Here is a 16,641-nt window from a genome sequence, read left to right as displayed (position 1 = left end):
CATCGGTTCATCCAGCGGTGGAACGGTCGTCGTCGCGCAGCAGCACGGTGAGCACCGCGTCGGTGGCCACGATGGCCGTCATACCGAGCACGAGCCGGTTGCGTCGGCCGCGGTCCGGATGGGTCGCGACGATCGCGCCCAGATCGATCAGGTCGGCGACTGTTCCGGCGAACATCCATTTGTGCACGTTCCGGCGCCTGCGCAGGGCGCGCTGCAGACCGGCGCCGAGCGCGAGATCACGCAACACGTAGTGCTGTGCGGCGAGTCGGGCGACCGGGGTCTTCGCCGACACGCCGAACGTCTGGCCCATCATCTTCGAAGGGGCGGCCATGAACATGAAGCTGACCCCGTAGCGGATGCCCATCACGGTGTATCCGCAGAACCGGGGGATGCGGGAGTGAGCGCTCATGGACGGGCGAACCAGCTTTCGAACTTGGTGGCGGCCATCATGTCCCCGGCGACACGGATCTTGCGGGTGAGGAACGCGCGTACCGGAGCCATCGTGCCGGTCAGCACCTGGAGGAACACCGGGATCTCCATGGTCATGGTGACCCTGGGCGCCGGCAGCTTGCCGCGCCCGCAGCGGCAGGCGCCGTCCCGCACATCCGCGAAGTAGTACCGCGGGCCGGTGCCGGTGGTGATCTCGTACTGGAAGCTGATTTCCTGCGCGCCGGCCTTCTCCGGGAGGAAAGCGCCGGGCATCTCGTCGAAGACCAGGTCGAGAAGGGAGTCGACGCCACCCTCGCGGCCATCGACGTAGGCGCGGATCTCCAGGTCGCTCCGCCCGTTGATGCTCGTCTTGATCTCGTAGAACGCGGCCGTTGAACTGTTGGTCACAGTTCGGCTCCTTCGTGGTCGGTGAGTGTGGTCAGCAGGTTGTGCGTCCTGGCCTGTTCCAGCTCGGAACCGATGACCAGGGCGTTGAGATCGGTCACCCCTGACTCGCCCAGCTGCTTGATGCCGCGGATGATGTCCTCCTCGCCGCCGACCAGCGAGATGTCCCCGCCGTGATCGGCGTTCTCCCGGTCCAGCATGGCCCGGTAGTTGGGGAGCGACCGGTAGATGAGGAACATCCGCGCCGCCAGTTGGCGCGCCGCGTCCGGGTCGCCGGTCACGCAGACCGGGAGACTGGCCACCACACGCGGCCGCGGCCGGCCGGCCGCTTCGGCGGCCCCGGTCAGCACCGGCACGGTGTGGTCCTCCAGGGTGCGTGGCCCGGTCATCCAGGTGATCACACCGTCCGAGCACTCCCCGGCCACCTCGAGCATGCGCGGCCCGAGCGCGGCGACGAGCACCGGTACCCGGCGTTCCACCGGAAACGACAGCGAGCCGTTGGCCCGCACGGTCTCCCCGTTGAACGACGTACTCCCCGCTTCGCACAGCTGGTTGAGCACAGTCACGTACTCCCGCATGCGCAAGGCTGTCCGGTCGTACGGATAACCCCACTGGTCCTCGACCACATGCCGGTGGGACACGCCGATGCCGAGGGTGACCTGGCCGCTGTGAGCGGCCTGCACCGTCAGCGCCTGTTCGGCGAGCACCATCGGGTGGCGGGGGAAGGTGGGCACCACGCAGGTGCCCAGCTCGATGTCGTGCACGGCCTGGGCGGCGACAGCGAGCGCGGTCAGGCTGTCGTAGCCGAACAGTTCGTGGCGGGTTCGCCGGCTGCTCCGCGTGCGCGGACCGGAACCGGGGCTCTGTGGCAACCAGGCACTCGCATAACCGGCACGACTCGCGTGCTCGACCTTTTCGATCAGCTCACTGAAGTGCCGTCCACCGTCGATGTTCAATCCTATTCGCACGGCGGCAACGGTAGGCCGGTTTGTATTCAATGCAGAAGTGACAAGTGCGGATGTGGCTCTTCTTGTCGCATCCCATTCTCATGTGCGGTTTTGGCTTCGGCGGACAGCAAGTGCGGGTCTGGGGTTGATCGCTCGGGAGCGCCCGTGTTCAATGACCGCAACTCGGCGCTGTAATAGCCGTTTTGCTGTTCTTCGATCAGGTCTGACAAGGGGTGAGCTTTGATGTCTGTCGATCGTGGTGAGATCTTTGAGCGGCTGCGGGTGCAGATGGCGAAGAACTTGGAGATCGGTGTGGAGGAGATCGAATTGGAATCTCGTCTCGTCGATGATTTGGATGCCGATTCGCTCGATCTGCTCGAGCTGATTCTCGCTCTGAAGGGCGAGTTCGGTATCGCGGTGAATGACGGTGAGGTCAAGCAATTGCTGACCGAGCTGGCCCGATTCCTGCCCGATGGGTTGGGCACCGACGGCCAGCTGTCCGATCAGGATCTGGCCGAGGTCTCGCGTCGGCTGTCGGTGGGGAACGTGGTCGAGTTCATCGCCGACCGGGTCGGTGCCGGTGTCTGAGCGGGTATTCATCACCGGGTTCGGCGCGGTGACCCCCGGCGGCTGGTCGGCCGAGGAGACCTGGGCGACCGTGACCGCGGGCAGGTCGTGCGTCCGTACCGTCGACCGGTTCCACACGTTCCCGTCCTCCAGCAGGGTGGCCGGCATGGTGCCCGGCCGGGAGAACGCGCTGCCGGAGCACTCGCTGTCGATCGAGTACGGCACACACGCGGCCCGCGAGGCACTGGCGATGGCCGGGCTGCCCGGCAAGGGCGACGGCAGCGGCGCCGACGACCGGGCGCCGGCCGAGCCGGCCGTGGACCTCGCCATCGTGGCCAACCACGGAGAACGCCGACTGCCGACCGAGCAGGGCAGCGGCCGCGTCGTCGGGGTACGGGACATAGCGCGCCGGATCGCCGAGGTGGCCAACGCCCGGCAGAGCAGCGCACCGTACGGCGCCTGCGCCGGCAGCGCCCAGGCCATCGGCATGGCCAAACGGATCATCGAATCCGGTCGCGCCGACGTGGTCCTCGCCGGCGGGTGCGACGCGCTGGTCACGCCGTTCGACTTCTTCTCCTTCTCCAGCCTGTACGTGATGTCGACGCGGGACTGTGACCCGGCCGAGGCGAGCTGTCCGTTCGACATCCGGCGCGACGGATTCGTTCTCGGCGAGGGCGCCGCCTTCCTGGTGCTGGAATCCGAGCGGCACGCGCAGGAGCGCGGTGCCCGCCCGCTGGCTCTTCTGGAGGGCTTCGGCCTGCGACAGAACGCGTACCACATGTTCGCCCCGCCGCCGGACGGTCTCGGCCCCGAGTACGCCATGCGGGAGGCACTGCGCGACGCCGGGCTGGACACCACGGAGATCGACCACATCAACGCGCACGGCACCAGCACCAAGGACAACGACTCCTCGGAAACCCTGGCCATCCGCCAGGTGTTCGAGAAGCACGCCGAGTCGGTGCCGATCACATCCAACAAGAGCCAATTGGGCCACACCATGGGCGCGTGCGGGGCGATCGAAGCGGTGCTGAGCATCCAATCGCTGCGCGACGGCATCATGCCGCCCACCTCCAACCTGCGGGAGCCGGACCCGTCCTGCGACCTGGACTACATACCGGGCCCAGCCAGGAAGGCGCCGCTGCGGCACGTGCTCAGCAACAGCTTCGGCTTCGGCGGGCACAGCGCCTCGCTCGTGCTGGGGAGGGTGGCATGAGGTATCGGGTCAACGCCACCCACCGCAGCCCGGACAGTGCGGGCGGCCTGCGTGAGGAGGCCAGGAAGCTGACCTCCCGCAAGGTGCTGCGATTCCTGGACGCCGCGTCGTTGGCGCCGTTCGTGGTCACCGCGGCCGTCTACCGGCTCGACCCCGCAGCCGCACCGGAGGATGTGGCCCTCTACACGGTGGGCGGCTGGGACGGGGACATGCCCGATCAGCCGTTCGTCTCCGACGGGTCGGCCGATTCTGACGCTCTGATCAGCCGGAACATCTTGGAAGAGGCCAACCCCGTCAACTGGCTGCGGATGCTGTCCAACAACGCACTGTGCCAGGTGTCCATCTCGGAGGGGTTCCGAGGCCCCAACGTGCATCTGGTCGGGGGCCCGGAGATCCTTGAGCAGGTGCTGGCGGTGGCCGCCGCGGACCTGCGCGGCGGCGCCGCGAAGCAGGCCCTGATCGTCGCCTATGACACCGCGCCCGAACACCGCAACAACCCTTCGGGCCGGGCACCGAGTGCGGCCGCCGCGCTGTCCCTGGTCGCCGCCGACGACGACCGCGGCGACGCACTGCCCGAGCTCTTCGAACTCGCCCGGAGCGCCGCGATGACCTGCGACTCCGTGCTGGACGTGATGCGCACCTGCGTCGCCTCCCTGGCCGAGCCCGAACCGGCCGTGCGGGGTGCCCGATGAGAAACCGTCGCGTCGAGCCGCCGCTGGTGCTGCCGAGGCAGGTCGTGATGGACGGCATCGCGCACTACTGCAAGGACTTCGTGGAACTGCTGCAGTCCTTGGACCCCTCCGAATGGCGCGCGTCGAGCCGGTGCGCCGGGTGGGAGGTGCGGGACGTCGCCGGACATGTGGCCGGCCTGTTCGCCGATGTGGCGGTGGGCCGGATGGAGGGCCAGGGCCTGCCCGAGGTGACCGCGCGGCAGGCCGCCGCACGCAGGGACCGCACCCCGGCGGAGGTGGCCAAGGAACTGCGCAAGGCCGGCCGGCTGTGCGGCAGCGTGCTCGACGGATTCACCGACGAGGCATGGCTGGCCCGTGCTCCAGGTGGCTTTCCCGGGCCGCTGCGCCGGGCCGTGCTCGTGCTCTGGTACGAGCTGTACGTACATGGCGACGACATCCGCTCCGCGATCGGCCGCGCCCCGGACACGGGCTCCGGACTACGGGCCGGCGTGGTGCATGTGGCCGAGACGCTCGGCCTGTGGGGCTGGGGACCCGTCACCCTGCGGCTGGACGGGATCGAGGACCTGCCGATCAGGGGCGGCGGCGAGCAGGTGACCGGCGATCCGCGGGACTTCCTGCTCGCGGCGACCGGCCGGCTGGACCCCACCCGGATCGGTCTCGACGACCGGGTGAACATCTACCGAGAGGTGGCCGCGTGAGCAGCCGACGTGGACTGCCCACCGGCGACGCGCCGACCGAGGCGTCGGACGGGCGGCCGACCGAGCATGTGCACACCGCGGTGGTCGGTGCGGGCGTCGCCGGGCTGGCGGTGACCAGGTGCCTGCTGGACCGTGGCGTGGACGTGCTCGCATTCGACGAGAACGCCGACATCGCGCACACCTGGCGCAACCGGTACGACAACCTGCGGCTCAACTCGGTTCGCTGGCTCTCCCAGATGCCCGGCCGCGCCATACCCAAGCACTACGGCCGCTGGGTCAGCAGGGACGACCTGGTCACCTACATCACGGACTACGCCGAGCCGGTGCGGCATGTGCTGCGCACCGGAGTGCGGGTGACCGGCATCGAGCGCGGCCACGACAGACGGTGGCTGCTGACGACCAGCAGCGGCCAAGTCAGCGCACATCACGTGGTGCTGACCACCGGCCTCTACCACCAGCCGTTCATCCCGGACTGGCCAGGACGGGACGCGTACGGCGGACGGCTGCTGCACGCGGCCGACTACCTGCGGCCGGACCCCTTCGAGGGCGAGCGGGTGATCGTCGTCGGTGCCGGGGTGTCGGGTGTCGACATCGCCAGTGACCTGCTGCGGCGGACCAAGGGAACGCTGTCCATCGCGGTGCGCACCTCACCGAGCTTCCTGCCGCGCGAGCTGTGGGGCGTGCCCCTGCAGGGGCTCTCGGTGAGCAACAAGCACCTGCCCATCCGATTGCAGGACATCGGCGGCAGCATTATCCAGCGACTGTCCGCCGGTGATCTGGGGAAGACCCCGCTGGGGCGGCCGACCGAGGGCATGTTCACCAGGCTGCTGCGCACCGGGGTCAGCCCCTCCGTCGACGACGGGGCGTTCCTGGCGGCCGTGCGTGACGGCCGCATCGAGGTGATCCCGTCCGTGGCCGAGCTGCACGAGGACGGCGTCGTCACCAGCGACGGGCAGCGCCGGGACGCGGACACGGTGATCGCCGCGACCGGCTACCGGACCGGGCTCGACTCGCTGATCAGCGAGCCGGGAGTGCTCGACGAGCACGGTGTCCCGCCGCAATACGGTCCGGACAACCGGCGGTTGGCCGAGGGCGGACTGCATGTCATCGGCTTCACCTCACCACTGACCGGTCACCTGCGGGAGATCGGGCTGCTGGCCGGACGAGTGGCCAAAACCATCCACCGTGAGCGGGCCGGCTGGCAGGATCGGAATCTGTCGGCCGGATGAAGCGACCGCGGAGGAGTGACGATGGCAAGTGGTGAGGCGCGGTTGTTCATCGAACGGCCCGCCAAGGAGATCATCGAGTTCATCCTGGATCTGAACGCCTACAGTCAAGTGGACGCGAAACTGGGCAAGATCTACCGGATCGAGCGGACCGGCAACGAGGTGGTGTTCACCTTCCGGCCGCGCCTGCTCGGCCTGCCGGGGCCGAGGACGACCCAGCGGGTGGTGCTCGCGCAGGACGAGAAGTCCATTCGGATCAGCGGTGTGCCGTCCTGGACCGACCGGCTGGCCGGCTTCGGCGCATTCTTCACGTTCGATGAGCGGGACGGCGGCACCTGGGTCACCCGGCGGGTGGAATTCACCTTCACCAAGGCGGTCGCCCGGCTGCTGGACCCGGCGTTCGGCCGCTGGCTGCGCAAGGACGTGGCCGGCGAACTGGCCGCTGCCAAGTCTCTGTTGGAAAGCGCTGCCCAGGCCTGAACATCCGGTACCGAACACCTGCGTACGAGAGAGGCCCCCGCCCATCGGGGGCCTGTCTCGTACACGGCGGACCAGGGCCTGTTCTGAGTCGAGATCACGGGGCGGCCGGCTGCCCGAGCCGGTCATCGCCGCCGGGCGCTGCGACCACCACGCCACGACACCCGTCGACCTGGAGCCGGGCGCCCGCCTGCTCGCCCGCGAGGAACTGCTCCTGGGCCGCCACGGCGCAACCCCGGGCCCGGTCCGCCAGCACCTGCGGGTGACCCTCGTAGGCCGCCCCCTCCACGACCAGGAATCCGCCGTCGGCCCGGACGCCCCGGGCCGGCACGGCCCAGCCGTGACCGGCGGCCACCGAGCCCTGGGCACGCTGCTGGTCATCGACCCCGACCAGCCGTCCGGCACCCACCCCCGCTGTCCGCGGCGGACGCTGCCGCCCCCGAGGTGCAGGCAAACAGACATGCAGGCATGGGCCGATACGACGGCGTGGCCGCTTTGGCCAAGTTCTAGTGGCGGTTTCCAGCCAACGGTTGCTGGTGGGGCAGCCGGGGAGGCGGTGGGGGCTATCTCGGTTGACCATTGATCAATTACCTTGTGTCGTAAGCCAGTCACTGACCTTGAGGAAGCCCCATGCCCACCGCGCAGCAGGTGCCCGACATCCTCTCGCCCGAGTTCGCCGCGGACCCCTACCCGGCGTACCGTCTGATGCGCGATACCGCGCCCCTCATCTGGCACGAGGCCACGCAGAGTTACATCATTTCGCGCTACGAGGACGTCGAGCGCGTCTTCAAGGACAAGAACGGCGAGTTCACCACCGACAATTACGACTGGCAGATCGAGCCTGTGCACGGCAAGACGATCCTCCAGCTCAGCGGCCGTGAGCACGCCGTGCGCCGCGCTCTCGTCGCCCCCGCCTTCCGCGGTGCCGACCTCCAGCAGAAGTTCCTCCCCGTCATCGAGCGCAACTCGCGCGAACTGATCGAAGCCTTCCGGAACTCCGGCTCCGCCGACCTGGTCAACGACTACGCCACACGCTTCCCGGTCAACGTGATCGCCGACATGCTGGGGCTCGACAAGGCGGACCACGCGCGCTTCCACCGTTGGTACACGTCCGTCATCGCCTTCCTCGGCAACCTCTCGGGTGACCCCGAGGTGGCCGCGGCGGGCGAGCGGACCCGTGTCGAGTTCGCCGAGTACATGCTGCCGATCATCCGGGAACGCCGCGAAAACCTGGGCGACGACCTGCTGTCCACGCTGTGCGCCGCCGAGGTCGACGGTGTGCGGATGAGCGACGAGGACATCAAGGCGTTCTGCAGCCTGCTGCTCGCCGCCGGCGGCGAGACCACGGACAAGGCGATCGCCAGTATCTTCGCGAACCTGCTGCTCCACCCCGACCAGCTCGCCGCCGTCCGCGCGGAGCGCGACCTGATCCCGCGGGCTTTCGCCGAGACCCTGCGGTACACCCCGCCCGTCCACATGATCATGCGGCAGTCCGCGACCGAGGTGAAGCTCAGCGGCGGCACCATACCCGCCGGCGTCACCGTCACCTGCCTGATAGGCGCCGCCAACCGCGACGAGCGCCGCTACCGCGACCCCGACCGCTTCGACATCTTCCGCGACGACCTGAGCACCACGACCGCCTTCTCCGCCGCCGCTGACCACCTCGCCTTCGCGCTCGGCCGGCACTTCTGCGTCGGCGCGCTGCTCGCCAAGGCGGAGGTCGAGATCGGCGTCAGCCAGCTGCTGGACGCCATGCCCGACATACGCCTCGCCGACGGCTTCGACCCGGTGGAGGAAGGCGTCTTCACCCGCGGACCGCAGCGCCTGCCGGTGCGGTTCACGCCCGTGACGGCTGCCTGACCGCCTTACCGGCACCACCGCCGAGGTGATGGGCCCCGCCCAGGGGCCCGTATGCCCGCGCTGCCGCGCGACCGGGTGGGCCGGGCTGTCGCACCATCGGGTGGGCCGGGCTGTCGCGCGACCGGGCGTCCGCCCTACCGCATCACCGGCGTGAACTGCACCGGCAGCGCCGTCAGCCCCCGCATCCAGATCGACGGACGCCAGGTCAGCGTCTCCGGCTCCACCGACAGCACCAGGTCGGGCAATCGCTCCAGCAGCGTCTCGACCGCCGTCCGCGCCATCACGTCCGCGAGCAGCGGTGCCGGATAGGGGCAACGGTGCTCGCCGTTGCTGAACGACAGGTGCGCGGCGTTCTCCGCGCCCACGTGCGCCTCCGGCCAGATCTGCGGATCGGTGTTGGCCGCGGCCAGCCCCAGCACCAGGCAGTCGCCCGCCCGGATCTGCCGCCCGCCCAGCTGGGTGTCCCCGACAGCCCAGCGCCCGATGAAGTTCTGCGTCGGCGTGTCCAGCCACAGCGCCTCGTTGAGCGCCTCGCCCACACTGAGCCGGCCGCCCGACACGTTCACCGCGAACCGCTCGTCCGTCAGCAGCAGCCGCAGCGTATTGCAGATCCAGTTCGCGGTCGGCTGCTGCGCCGCGGCGATCACCGAGATCAGGTCCTGGACGATCTCCTCGTCCGTCAGTCCCGCCGGATCCAGCAGCATGCGCGAGGTGACGTCCGGACCGGGGCTGACCCGCTTGTCCTTCACCAGCTGCCGCAGCCGCTCGCCCACACGCCCGTACGCCGCCACCGGGTCGTCGCCCTCCGCCGCGTCCAGCGAGATCCGCAGGTCCTCGACGAGCTGCTGAGTGTCCGCACCCGAGGTCGGCATCCCGCACATCTGCACCACGGCCCGCATCGGCAGGGCATGCGCGTATCCGGTCATCAGCTCCGCCTGCCCGCTGCCCGCGAAGTCGGCGATGAGCCGGTCGGCGATCAGCTGGCAGTTGCGCGCCAGCTCGAACTGGTCGACGCCCTCCAGCGCCTGAGTGATCACCCCGGCCCGCCGCCGGTGCTCGTCGCCCTCGGTGAACAGCACCGACGGCTGGTAGCCGACGTACGGCAGCAGCGGCCAGTCCGCCGCGATGTTCCCCCACTGGTTCCAGCGCCGGGAGTCCCGCGCGAACAGCTCGTCGTGGTTGGTCACGTACGTAACCTCGGAATAGCCGAGCACCAGCCAGGCCGGGATGTCCCCGTCGAGCAGCACCGGCGCGACCGCGCCGTGCTCGCGGCGCAGCGCGCGGTACAGCTGCGACGGCGTCTGCTGGTACTCGAGCCCCGCCAGGCGCACCGCGTCGGTGTGGGCGGGGCAGCCCGGCGGAGCCGGTTGCGCGGAAGAGGGGTCGGTCATGGTGTCGCCTCCTGGGCCATCGCCAGTTCGTACAGGTGGTCCACGAGGGTGATCAGCACGTCCTTGCCGGACTGCCGGACCCGCGCGTCGCAGTCGAGCATCGGCACGTGCTCGGGCAGCGCGAGCGCCTGGCGGATCTCCTCCTGGGAGTAGCGCTGGGTGTCGTCGTCGAACCGGTTGACGGCCACCACGAACGGCGTCTTGTGGTGCTCCAGCCGGTCTATCGCGTACCAGGAGTCGTTCATCCGGCGCGTGTCCACGAGCACCACGGCCCCTAGCGTTCCGGAGAACAGCCTGTCCCACAGGAACCAGAAGCGCTCCTGGCCCGGCGCGCCGAACAGGTACAGCACCATGCGTTCGTTGAGGCTGATCCGCCCGAAGTCGAACGCCACTGTCGTGGTCGTCTTCGTCGCGACCGCACTGGTCTCGTCGACGCCGACGCCGGCCTGCGTCATCACCTCCTCGGTGTTCAGCGGCCGGATCTCGCTCACTGAGCGGACCAGGGTCGTCTTGCCGACACCGAAGCCGCCCACGATGACGATCTTCAGGCCGGTCTCCGCCGCGTCGGCCAGTGGCGTGCGGTGGGAGGGCAGCTCAGAGGTTGCGGAGCCCATGGAGCACCTCCTTGAGAAGGGCGGAATCGGGGATCGAGGCGACAGACTGCGCCGCGCGCGGGTGGCGGGCGGTGATGCGGCCCATGTCGAGCAGGTCGCCGAGCAGGATCCGCACCACCGTGATCGGCAGTTTCAGCTCCGCGGCGATCTCGACGACAGCCGCGGGGTGTTGGCACAGCTCCAGGATCCGGGCGTGCTCCGACTGCATTCCCGCCGTGGGCCGGCACTCACTGACGATCAGGGTGACCAGGTCGAAGGAGTCGTCGGCGCGGCTCCGGCCGGCCGTGACCGTGTAGAGCCGGTCGGGGTCACCGGTGTCCACGGGCTTGCGTATCACGACGCGGCACTCCCCGGAACGGGCTCTCGGGGCTCGGCGCGCAGGTGCTCGCCGATCTGCTCCACCAGCTCCGTCATCTGGTGGCCCACCACGCCGGGGTCGGCGTCCTCCTCGGCGAGGACGGCCAAATGCGCTCCCTCGCCGGCCTCCACGATGAACAGCAGGCCGCCGTGGAACTCGGTCATGGACTGCCGGACGCCGCCGGTGCCGTCGCCGAACTCCATGGACGCGCCTTGGGCCAGGGCCTGGATGCCGGAGCAGATCGCCGCCATGTGGTCGGCCTGGTCGAGTGTCAGGTGTTCGGTCCAGCAGAGCTTCAGGCCGTCCCGGGACAGGGCCAGAGCGTGCCGGGTGCCGGGGGTGCGCTCCAGGAGGCTCTGGAGGAGCCAGGTGAGGCTGTTGTCGGTGGTCTGCATGATGGGTTATGGGACGGTGGCGCCCGGTTGACCGGTCACCGGCCCGTTCCTCCAAACTCAGGAACTTGACGGGAAGTGGGCGCCGACGTCCCGGGCGCCGTACGGGAAAAGGGGTCGGCAGCTACGGGGCGGCCGGTGGCTCGGACTCGGGCCGGGCGTCCGGCCCGGCGGTGCCGCTCGCGGACCGGCGCCCGCGGTGGAAGGCGCCGAACCGTGCGCCGGCGTTGCGTGCCGGACGCTGCTCCGGGCGGTCTCGGTCCGCCGTCTCGGACACCGACCGGCGCTGCTCGCGCTCCCGCTCCGCCTCGGCCATGGTGCGGCCGGGAGCGCGGACGGGCAGGCCGTTCAGCGTGGAGCCGGTGGCGTGCCGGGGCTGTCCCTGTTCGGGCAGCTCCGGCCGGGCGGCGGGCCGCTCCGGGACGCCGGGGCGCGAGGTGGGCTCGGGCGCCGGGGCCGGGGCGGGCGAGGCGGCAGGGGCGGGGCCCGGCGTGGGCGCGGTCCCAGCGGCGGGGCGGTCGGCCGGCCCGCGCGACACCGACTCGCGCTGCTGGGCGAGCAGTTGCTGGGGCAGCAGGACGACGACACCGGTGCCGCCGCGCGACGAGGGGCGGAAATTGACGCTGATGCCGTACCTCACCGCGATCCGTCCGACCACGGCGAGGCCGAGCCGGGTGCCTGGGAGCGAGGCGAGGTCGGTGATGTGACCAGAGACCGCCGCCTCGGCGCGACGCATGGCCGCGTCGGCCATCTTCAGGCCGCTGTCCTCGATGGTGACGACCATGCCGGCGCTGCGGTCCTCGACGTAGACGTGCACCTCGTCGATGGGCGGGGAGAAGTTCGCGGCATTGTCCATCAGTTCGGCGAGCAGATGCATGACGCCCTCGGCGGCGAAGCCGGAGATCGCGGCGGTGGTGGAGCAGTGCAGGCGCACCCGCTGGTAGGCGGCGATTCGGCCGACGGCGCCGCGCAGGATGCTCTCCATCACGATCGGCTTGTTCCAGGCGCGGCTGGACCGGCCGCCCATGAGCAGCGCGAGCCGGTCGGTCATCAGGCCGAGCTGGGAGGTGCTGTGGTCCAGCTTCAGCAGGTCGCCGAAGACCTCCTCGCCGTGTCGTTCCTGCATGTCCCGCAGGTCGGCGAGCATGCTGACGGACTTGGCCTGGACGCGGCTGAGCGCCCTGGCGGAGGCGGCCTGTGCCGCGGCGGCGCGCCGCTCGCTGTAGGCGAGTTCGCGGACGAACGACTCGGTCGGGGTGCGGACCATGGGCAGCCGCGACAGGTCGAGTTCGGCGAGCAGCGTGTCGGCGGACTGGCCCTCGCGCAGCCGGGCGACCGCTGCGGGCAGGGTCTCCTGCGCCAGCCGCTCCAGCGCGGCGGCCGCCTCGTTCAGCTCGTACTGGGCCTGCCGGTGCTTGCCGTCCAGGGCGGCCGCGTGCTGCACGCCTTCCTCGACGGCGGCGGCGAAGGCGTGCACGATCCGGCCCACCTGCGGGTCGGACGGCGGGGGCACGCTGCCCAGCGCGTCGGCCGCGCTCGTGCCGTCCCGCAGCTGCTTGGCCACGGCGGGCAGCGTCACGTTGACCCAGTGCGCGGTCTCCGCCGACAGCTGCGCCGACTGCGCCTTGAGACGGCCATTCTCGGAGGTCTGCGCGGCGGCCGTCCGCCGGGCCCGCTGGACGAGCCGGTGGCTGACGAGGACGGCCGCGGCCACGCACACCCACGCGACTGCCGCCACGGCCAGCGCCCAGGTGCGGGCGCCGGACGGCGCCAGGGCGACGGCCACGCCGCCGGCCGCGGCGCTCACCACCAGCACGACCAGGGGCGTGGTCGGCGAGGTGCGCGACGCCTTCGCCGGCCGGTGCTGACGGGGCGGTGCAGGCACTGACATTCCGCGGTCCCTCGGTCCATGAGATCAGAAGAAATGCGGCCGCCGACTCACGGCGGCCGCAGGTCGGAAAGGGGGTCGCCAAGAGGACGACGATCTTCCGACCGGGTACCTGCTCATGCTAGCCACACTGCCGCGCGAGAAAATCTGACTAACTGCACAGTCCGCCGGCGAACCGAGATCGTCCTAAAGCAACTGCATGAACGCCCTTGCGTGATACGGGGCATGGTGTGCCCTCAGCCGGTTGACGCGCAGGAGACAGGCGTCAAATGTGGTGACGAAGTGTCAAAGTCGTAAAAATGAAAGCCGTCCACACGTCAACTCCGAACAGCAACAACGACTTTCCAGCCAACTACACGAAGGCACCGAAGTCGAATCGGCCCAACTTCTCGGGCTGTTGGGACACCCGGCGAGGGCGACGGCGAGGGTGAGGCGAAGGCGAAGGCGGCGGCTACTGAGGTGAACCCTGGTCAGCGGAGGGAAGGCACGCCCCGGGCGAGGTGAGCGGCAGCGGCCGGCAGCGGCGCTCGACCGCGAGAGAGCGCCAAGCGTCATGACGCCGGTTGCAACCGATCCTCGAACCCGCTGGGGAGGAAACAGCGAATCCGTGATCTGGACTCGGAACAGGCCCTAGCAATCCTCCTCGCGTTCCTTGCCGAGCAGCAACAACAGATCCTCGTGGAGTTCCAGCCAGATGTCGTGGTACGAGTCGGTGAACGGCTGCAGCAGCGCAGCCGACTCGCCGGCCCGGAACCGTCCGATCGCCGCGTCGAGCCGTGGCCGGTAGAGCGCGAACCGGGACAGCAGCGAACCGATCCGGCCGAGCAGTTCCACCGCGTGCCGGTGGATCTCCTCGAAATCGGTCGTGATGGCCCCGTCCCGGGCCCCGGCAGCCGTACCCGAGGCGCCGGACAACTGCCAGCGCGTGCACAGCCGTTTGAACTCGACGTTCAGCGCGAGGAATTGGCCGTCGTACAGCTCCGTCATCCCCACGGTGTCGAGCTCGGCCCGCTCGGCCGCGCTGTGCTCGTCCCACCGCTTCTTGCCGTCCGGCGTGAGCAGCCACCCGGACAGTCTGCCGGTACGCCGCATCGCCAGCCCGTCGGCGACGCCCTGCTCCAGCACCCGCAGCACGGCCTCCTCCTCGGTCGCGATCGCCGCCGCGATACCGGCCGCCTCGCTCCTGCCCTTGATCCGCAGACAGTGCAGTACGGTCGTGTCCAACTCTGTGCTCCCCTCTCCATGTCCGCTGCTTCTCTTGTCAGTTGTGCTTGCCCTGAGCGACCTCGGCCCGCCACCGGGCCAGCAGCTCGACCGGAGTGGGTTGCCCGGAGCCGCCGTCCCCGGCCGCCTCCGGCCCGGTCCCGAGGACATCTCCGGCGTAGACCCGGCCGGTGTTCCCGTCGAGGGTGACCACCTGTCCGCGCAGCCGCTCGACTGTGCCGTCTCCGCAGCCGACCACGCAGGGCAGCCCGAGCTGCCTGGCCACCACCGCGGCGTGCGAGGTGGTGCCACCCCGCTCGGTGATCACTCCCTCGGCAACCAGGAACCCGTGGATGTCGTGTGTGCTGGTGGTCGCTCCGGCCAGCAGCACCGGCTGCCCGCGGTCGGCCATCTCCTCGGCCTCGTCCGCGCTGCCGACCACAAGGCCGGTGGAGACCCCGGGCGATACGCCGATTCCGCTCGCCAGGAAGGGACGTTTCTCATCGAGGCAATCGGTCACCTGCTGCTCGGGCACCGAGTCGGCGGGCACCCTGGAAAGTGCCTCGGGAATCTCGATCACGCCGGCGTGCACCAGGTCGACCGCCCAGCGCGCCGCGGCGGTCGGAGTGCTCGACGAGTTGCGCACCTGCAACAGGTAGAGCTTGCCGGACTCCACCGTGAACTCGATCTCCAGCACGTTACGTTGGGTGCGTTCCAGCCGTTGGCCGAAGCCGATCAGCTTCTCGTACACCTTCGGCATGGCCGCACGCAGCTCGTCCAGGGGCTTCGGCGTGATCCGGCCGGCGACCAGATCCTCGCCCTGCGCCCTCGGCAGCCACTCCCCGAACGGGGCCTGCTCACCGGTGATCGGATTGCGGGTCACGTACACGCCCGTGCCCGAACGGTCGTCCAGGTTGCCGAACACCATGACCTGCACCGTCACCGCCGTGCCGAGATCGTCCGGGATGTGGTTGGCCGCTCGGTACGTACGCGCCCGCCCGCTGTGCCAGGAGTCGAAGACGCGGGTGATCGCCGAGCGCAGTTCACGCAGCGCGTGTTCCCTCGGCGAGGACCCGGGGGCCGAGGACAGCGCGGTGGCGCGGCCATGGGCCCCATACTCGCTCAGCGCTTCGCGCAGCCCGGTCGCGTGCCGCTCGACGCCGAGCCACTCGAGCGCTGCCGGGGTGAGACCGACGTTCAGCAGCGTGTCCATCATGCCCGGCATGCTCACAGGAGCTCCGGAGCGCACCGAGACCAGCAGCGGCGGGGTGCCCCCGAACCGGGTGCCGGTCCGCCGCTCCAACAGCTCGATCTCGCCGAGCACCTGGTCCCACAACTCCTCGGACAACTCGTTGCCCTGCTCGAAGTACTGGCCGCACGCCGTGGTGGTGATGGTGAACGCCGGCGGCACGGGGATGCCGAGCTGATGCATCTGCTGGAGGCCCCAGCCCTTGCCACCGAGCAGGCTGCGGTCCGCGGAGACCGAACCGTCCAGCGGAACCGTCAGCGGGACAGCGGAGGGCAGTGTGTTGTCGCCCATGCTTCGTGCGCTCCAGATCTCGGGGAAGAACCATTTCGTCGTGGTGTCGCGCAGATAGCGCGCCCCAGTGCTGCCCGCGGTGCCCGGGTTCGCCCCGATCGCATGGACCACGAGCAGATAGTGCCGGTACCGCCAGCGGTTGAAGGCGATGTCGTACTCGATCAGTTCCTCGGCGAACGCTCGGATGCCCGCGACGGATACGTCAGCGGTGGAGTAGACCTGGTTCACCGTGATGTCCGCCCTGGCCAGGAAGTGCCCGAAGGCCTGGCGGATGCTCGGCATCAGTGGGGCCCTGCCCAGCCGGCTGTCGGCGGAGCCGACCGCGTGTGCGATCCGCAGCGTGTCCTCCTGAGACAGGCCCGATGCCAGTTCCAGCGCGCGGAACTGCGAGGACTGCAGACCGCTCGCCGTGCCGAGCGCTCCGCGGAAGGCGTGGAACTCCCGGGTCGGCATGGTGTCCAGCACATCCAGGTGGGACGAGCACAACTCCATGATCTTCCGCAGGCGGCCGACCTTCCGCCCGGCCGTGTCCAGCCGGTCGGCGTTGAGGGCGATCACGATTTGGTCGATCTCGTGCAGCGCCTCGGAGAACCACAGCTCCAGCGCCTGGTGGGTGACGATGAAGAGGTACTCGTCGGGCACGTCGGTGCGGGGCTGCTGGCGGCTCAGCAGTCCGTCCAGGTCCAAATAGGCGGAGTAGGAGACCGGTTCGTCTGCGCGGCTTTCTCGCGATGCCATCTC

General features: G+C 69.8%; 18 protein-coding genes. 8 read left to right on the top strand and 10 right to left on the bottom strand.

Features of this window, described 5'->3' with window-relative positions:
- Positions 1–7: 7 nt before the first annotated feature.
- From ACZ3IC_RS20205 to ACZ3IC_RS20195, 3 genes are read right to left on the bottom strand one after another with little or no spacing between them, the layout of a single operon-like run.
- Positions 8–409, bottom strand: coding sequence for a hypothetical protein (locus tag ACZ3IC_RS20205; RefSeq protein ID WP_467417877.1), 402 nt, complete (start codon positions 407–409; stop codon positions 8–10).
- Positions 406–837, bottom strand: coding sequence for an SCP2 sterol-binding domain-containing protein (locus ACZ3IC_RS20200; RefSeq protein ID WP_467417876.1), 432 nt, complete (start codon positions 835–837; stop codon positions 406–408). The genes ACZ3IC_RS20205 and ACZ3IC_RS20200 overlap by 4 nt, the downstream gene beginning before the upstream one ends.
- Complete coding sequence (locus ACZ3IC_RS20195) at positions 834–1,802, bottom strand: TIGR03564 family F420-dependent LLM class oxidoreductase (protein WP_467417875.1); 969 nt, start codon at positions 1,800–1,802, stop codon at positions 834–836. The genes ACZ3IC_RS20200 and ACZ3IC_RS20195 overlap by 4 nt, the downstream gene beginning before the upstream one ends.
- A 222-nt stretch (positions 1,803–2,024) precedes the next feature.
- Here ACZ3IC_RS20195 and ACZ3IC_RS20190 point away from each other — a divergent pair, with 222 nt between their 5' ends.
- Genes ACZ3IC_RS20190 through ACZ3IC_RS20155 form a run of 8 tightly spaced genes read left to right on the top strand, consistent with a single transcriptional unit; the run spans position 2,025 to position 8,514 of the window.
- Positions 2,025–2,369: a phosphopantetheine-binding protein gene (locus ACZ3IC_RS20190; protein ID WP_467417874.1), complete on the top strand. Its 345-nt coding sequence runs from the start codon at positions 2,025–2,027 to the stop codon at positions 2,367–2,369.
- Positions 2,362–3,561, top strand: a complete 1,200-nt coding sequence (locus ACZ3IC_RS20185; RefSeq protein WP_467417873.1) for a beta-ketoacyl-[acyl-carrier-protein] synthase family protein — start codon at positions 2,362–2,364, stop codon at positions 3,559–3,561. The genes ACZ3IC_RS20190 and ACZ3IC_RS20185 overlap by 8 nt, the downstream gene beginning before the upstream one ends.
- A complete protein-coding gene (locus tag ACZ3IC_RS20180; protein WP_467417872.1) occupies positions 3,558–4,253 on the top strand; it encodes a hypothetical protein in 696 nt (231 codons plus the stop codon). The genes ACZ3IC_RS20185 and ACZ3IC_RS20180 overlap by 4 nt, the downstream gene beginning before the upstream one ends.
- Complete coding sequence (locus tag ACZ3IC_RS20175; protein ID WP_467417870.1) at positions 4,250–4,951, top strand: maleylpyruvate isomerase family mycothiol-dependent enzyme; 702 nt, start codon at positions 4,250–4,252, stop codon at positions 4,949–4,951. Before ACZ3IC_RS20180 ends, ACZ3IC_RS20175 begins: the two co-directional genes overlap by 4 nt.
- Positions 4,948–6,180, top strand: a complete 1,233-nt coding sequence (locus ACZ3IC_RS20170; RefSeq protein WP_467417868.1) for a flavin-containing monooxygenase — start codon at positions 4,948–4,950, stop codon at positions 6,178–6,180. The genes ACZ3IC_RS20175 and ACZ3IC_RS20170 overlap by 4 nt, the downstream gene beginning before the upstream one ends.
- 21 nt (positions 6,181–6,201) lie before the next feature.
- Complete coding sequence (locus ACZ3IC_RS20165; protein ID WP_467417867.1) at positions 6,202–6,657, top strand: SRPBCC family protein; 456 nt, start codon at positions 6,202–6,204, stop codon at positions 6,655–6,657.
- Entirely contained in the window at positions 6,620–7,237 is a 618-nt protein-coding gene (locus ACZ3IC_RS20160; protein ID WP_467417923.1) for an urease accessory protein UreD, read from the top strand. Before ACZ3IC_RS20165 ends, ACZ3IC_RS20160 begins: the two co-directional genes overlap by 38 nt.
- 47 nt (positions 7,238–7,284) lie before the next feature.
- Positions 7,285–8,514, top strand: coding sequence for a cytochrome P450 (locus tag ACZ3IC_RS20155; RefSeq protein ID WP_467417865.1), 1,230 nt, complete (start codon positions 7,285–7,287; stop codon positions 8,512–8,514).
- Positions 8,515–8,648: 134 nt separating this feature from the next.
- Here the strand turns inward: ACZ3IC_RS20155 and ACZ3IC_RS20150 are convergent, their stop codons facing one another.
- The 7 genes from ACZ3IC_RS20150 to ACZ3IC_RS20120 all read right to left on the bottom strand — a co-directional run bounded on the left by ACZ3IC_RS20150 (position 8,649) and on the right by ACZ3IC_RS20120 (position 16,638).
- The gene (locus ACZ3IC_RS20150) at positions 8,649–9,905 is read right to left on the bottom strand and encodes a cytochrome P450 (RefSeq protein ID WP_467417864.1); all 1,257 of its coding nucleotides are present in this window, start codon (positions 9,903–9,905) and stop codon (positions 8,649–8,651) included.
- The gene (locus tag ACZ3IC_RS20145; protein ID WP_467417863.1) at positions 9,902–10,519 is read right to left on the bottom strand and encodes a GTP-binding protein; all 618 of its coding nucleotides are present in this window, start codon (positions 10,517–10,519) and stop codon (positions 9,902–9,904) included. Before ACZ3IC_RS20145 ends, ACZ3IC_RS20150 begins: the two co-directional genes overlap by 4 nt.
- Positions 10,500–10,856, bottom strand: a complete 357-nt coding sequence (locus ACZ3IC_RS20140) for a DUF742 domain-containing protein (RefSeq protein ID WP_467417861.1) — start codon at positions 10,854–10,856, stop codon at positions 10,500–10,502. The genes ACZ3IC_RS20145 and ACZ3IC_RS20140 overlap by 20 nt, the downstream gene beginning before the upstream one ends.
- Positions 10,853–11,272 (bottom strand): roadblock/LC7 domain-containing protein, encoded by a 420-nt coding sequence (locus tag ACZ3IC_RS20135; RefSeq protein WP_467417859.1) that lies wholly within the window; start codon positions 11,270–11,272, stop codon positions 10,853–10,855. The genes ACZ3IC_RS20140 and ACZ3IC_RS20135 overlap by 4 nt, the downstream gene beginning before the upstream one ends.
- A 121-nt stretch (positions 11,273–11,393) precedes the next feature.
- Entirely contained in the window at positions 11,394–13,160 is a 1,767-nt protein-coding gene (locus ACZ3IC_RS20130; protein ID WP_467417858.1) for an ATP-binding protein, read from the bottom strand.
- 627 nt (positions 13,161–13,787) lie between these two features.
- Positions 13,788–14,381: a hypothetical protein gene (locus tag ACZ3IC_RS20125; protein WP_467417857.1), complete on the bottom strand. Its 594-nt coding sequence runs from the start codon at positions 14,379–14,381 to the stop codon at positions 13,788–13,790.
- A 37-nt stretch (positions 14,382–14,418) separates the two neighbouring features.
- Positions 14,419–16,638 (bottom strand): pyruvate, phosphate dikinase, encoded by a 2,220-nt coding sequence (locus tag ACZ3IC_RS20120; protein ID WP_467417855.1) that lies wholly within the window; start codon positions 16,636–16,638, stop codon positions 14,419–14,421.
- Between the last annotated feature and the right edge of the window lie 3 nt (positions 16,639–16,641).

It is taken from the genome of Streptomyces sp. NPDC002958 (genome assembly GCF_055563255.1).
This window is presented reverse-complemented; position numbering and strand designations above follow the sequence as displayed.